2 protein-coding genes and 1 pseudogene are annotated in these 3,235 nt (G+C 62.4%); all 3 read left to right on the plus strand.

What is annotated here, in order from left to right; all coding sequences use genetic code 11:
- A pseudogene (locus EOA60_RS25345) lies at positions 1 to 643 on the plus strand (ATP-binding cassette domain-containing protein); the annotation flags it as partial.
- An 82-nt stretch (positions 644 to 725) separates the two neighbouring features.
- The gene (locus tag EOA60_RS25350) at positions 726 to 1,325 is read left to right on the plus strand and encodes a VOC family protein (protein WP_095799285.1); all 600 of its coding nucleotides are present in this window, start codon (positions 726 to 728) and stop codon (positions 1,323 to 1,325) included.
- 187 nt (positions 1,326 to 1,512) lie between these two features.
- On the plus strand, positions 1,513 to 3,235 hold a 1,723-nt coding region (locus EOA60_RS25355), incomplete at its 3' end, for a bifunctional salicylyl-CoA 5-hydroxylase/oxidoreductase (protein WP_128312085.1).

The following is a 3,235-nucleotide window of genomic DNA, read 5'->3' on the forward strand; positions in this document are numbered from 1 at the left end:
CTTCGAAGCTGATCGAGCCGAGCGCCGGCTCGATCAGCTTCGAAGGGCGAGACATCGGCCATCTTTCGGAAGCGGAGCTCAGACCGCTGCGTCGCGACCTGCAGATGATCTTCCAGGACCCGATGTCCTCGCTCAACCCGCGGCACACCATCTTCAACATCATCGCGGCACCCTTGAGGCAGAACGGGCTTGGCGACCGGCTGAAGGAGCGCGTGCGGAAGCCCTGCAACGCGTCGGCCTGCCGCAGAGTTTTGCCGGCCGCTACCGCCACGAGCTGTCCGGCGGGCAACGCCAGCGCGTCGGCATCGCACGGGCGCTGGCGCTGTCGCCGAAATTCGTTTTGGCCGACGAGATCGTCTCGGGCCTCGACGTCTCGACGCAGGCACAGATCCTGACGCTGCTGGAAAAGCTCGCGGCCGAGATGGGGCTGACGGTCGCCTTCATCAGCCATGATCTGTCGGTGATCCGGCGGCTCTGCCGGCAAGTCATCGTCATGCGCGAGGGAAGGATCGTCGAAGCCAGCGCAACCGACGTGCTCTTCGACAATCCGAAGGAGACTTACACGCGCGACCTGCTCGCTGCCATCCCGCTACCTGAGATCGATGCGGACTGGCTGCAGCCGCCTGCAAAGGCGCCGGCATGAGAAAGTCAAACCTTGTCCGCACACCGAACAGCGGGCCTCGGATGTGCATGGGAGCAAAGTCAGCCCGCCAAAGGAGGGTGACATGAAATACGCCACAAGCGGCGCAATGGTCGGCGCAATCCTGTTCGGCTCAATGGGAATGGCTTCGGCCGACTCGATCCCCGGCATGCGCGGCCACGACCATACCGGCGTCACCGTGCCCGACATGAAGCAGGCCGTCGACTTCTTCACCAATGTGGTCGGTTGCAAGAAGGCGATGTCCTTCGGCCCGTTCGCCGACGACAAGGGCACCTTCATGCAGGACCTGCTCGGCGTCGATCCAAAAGCGGTAATCGAGGAGATCACCCTGGTGCGCTGCGGCTATGGATCGAACATCGAATTGTTCAAATACACCGCGCCCGACCAGAAGGACCTGACGCCGAAGAACAGCGACATCGGCGGCTTCCATATCGCCTTCTATGTCGACGATGTCGCCGCCGCGAAGGCCTATCTCGACGCCAAGGGCGTGAAGACCAGAATGGGTCCTCTGCCGGTCAAAGAAGGACCGGCCGCCGGCCAAACCATCCTCTATTTCCAGGCGCCCTGGGGACTGCAGCTGGAAGCGATCAGCTATCCCGACGGCATGGCTTACGAGAAAGGCGCCGAGACTGTGCTGTGGAGTCCCAAAGATCCAGCCAAGTGAGCTGATCGCGCCGCAATTGTTCAATTATGAAACTTTAAGCTTGAAATAATTGCCGGCAGGCGCGATACTGATGTTGGAACCGCCGGCCCCTCGGCGGTCCCTGATGCCCATTGAGCGTTTGACGCAATTCCGGACGGGAAACCGCTACGCACTTTTCCTGGAATTGCTCTAGAGGAGATCGCAAGACATGAAGGTTGCGGTTCTCGGCGGCGGACCGGCCGGCCTCTATTTTGCCATCTCGTTGAAGCTGCGCGACGCCGCGCATGACGTGACGGTCTACGAGCGCAACCGCCCCGACGATACGTTCGGCTGGGGTGTGGTGCTGTCGGCCGAAACGCTGGAGAACCTGACCAGGAACGACCCTGTCAGCGCGGTCTGGATCAGGAAGCATTTTGCCTACTGGGACGACATCGCCGTCATTCATGACGGCGTGCGCACGGTGTCGACCGGCCACGGCTTCTGCGGCATCGGCCGCAAGCGGCTTTTAATTCTGCTCCAGCGCAGAGCGCGCGAGCTCGGCATCAAGATGATGTTCGAGACCGAGATTTCCGATCCCAGGCCGTTCATGGAAACGCACGACCTTGTCGTTGCGGCTGACGGATTGAACTCGAAGTCGCGCGCCACCTTCGCCAACGTTTTCAAGCCCGACATCGACACGCGCAAATGCAAGTTCGTGTGGCTCGGCACCACGCAGAAATTCGACGACGCGTTCACCTTCATCTTCGAAAGGACGCAGCATGGCTGGGTGTGGGCGCATGCCTACCAGTTCGACAGCGAGACCGCGACCTTCATCGTCGAATGCAGCGAACAGACCTGGGCTGCCTTCGGTTTCGGCGCGATGACGCAGCAGGAATCGATCGCGGTCTGCGAGCGCATTTTCGAAAAGCATCTGGGCGGCCATCCGCTGATGACCAATGCCAACCACATCAGAGGTTCGGCCTGGATCAACTTCCCGCGCGTGCTTTGCGAGCGCTGGTCTTACAAGAATCTGGCGCTGATGGGCGACGCGGCGGCATCGGCGCATTTCTCGATCGGCTCCGGCACGAAGCTGGCCCTGGAAAGCGCAGTCGCGCTCGCCGACTATGTCGAGTCCGAGTCCGACCTCGAAGCGGCCTTCCGCAAATACGAAGATGCTCGCCGCACCGAGGTGCTGAAACTGCAATCGGCGGCGCGCAACTCGCTCGAATGGTTCGAGGAAGTCGAACGTTATCTCGGGTTGGATCCAGTTCAATTCAACTATTCGCTGCTCACCCGCTCGCAGCGCATCAGCCACGAGAACCTTCGTCTGCGCGATGCCGAATGGCTGGCGGGCGCGGAGGAATGGTTCCAGCGCAAGGCCGGCGCCGGCGGCAACATGCTGCGCCGCGCGCCGATGTTCGCGCCATTCAGACTGCGCGAGATGGCGCTCACGAACCGCATCGTCGTCTCGCCGATGGCCCAGTACAAGGCGGTCGACGGCTGCCCGACCGACTGGCATTTCGCCCACTATGCCGAGCGCGCCAAGGGCGGGGCCGGGCTCGTTTATATCGAGATGACTTGCGTCAGCCCGGAGGGACGCATCACCCCTGGCTGCACCGGCTTCTACCAGCCCGAGCATGAGGTCGCCTGGAAGCGGCTGGTCGATTTCGTCCACGCCGAGACCGAAGCCAAGATCTGCGCCCAGATCGGCCATTCAGGCCCGAAGGGCTCGACCCGCCTCGGCTGGGAAGGAACGGACGAGCCGCTGCCGTCCGGCAACTGGCCGGTGATGGCGCCTTCAGCCGTGCCGTGGTCGCCGCAGAATCAGGTGCCGAAGGCGATGAACCGCGCCGACATGGACCTTGTGCGCGACCAGTTCGTCGCCTCGGCGGAGATGGCCGAGCGCTGCGGCTTCGACATGCTGGAGATCCATGCCGCGCATGGCTATCTGA

The organism is Mesorhizobium sp. M1A.F.Ca.IN.020.06.1.1, assembly GCF_004023265.1.
GTDB lineage: Bacteria > Pseudomonadota > Alphaproteobacteria > Rhizobiales > Rhizobiaceae > Mesorhizobium.

Excerpts from the sequence above, each read along its gene's own strand:
- EOA60_RS25350 (WP_095799285.1), top strand. The coding sequence starts at position 726 with ATGAAATACGCCACAAGCGGCGCAATGGTCGGCGCAATCCTGTTCGGC.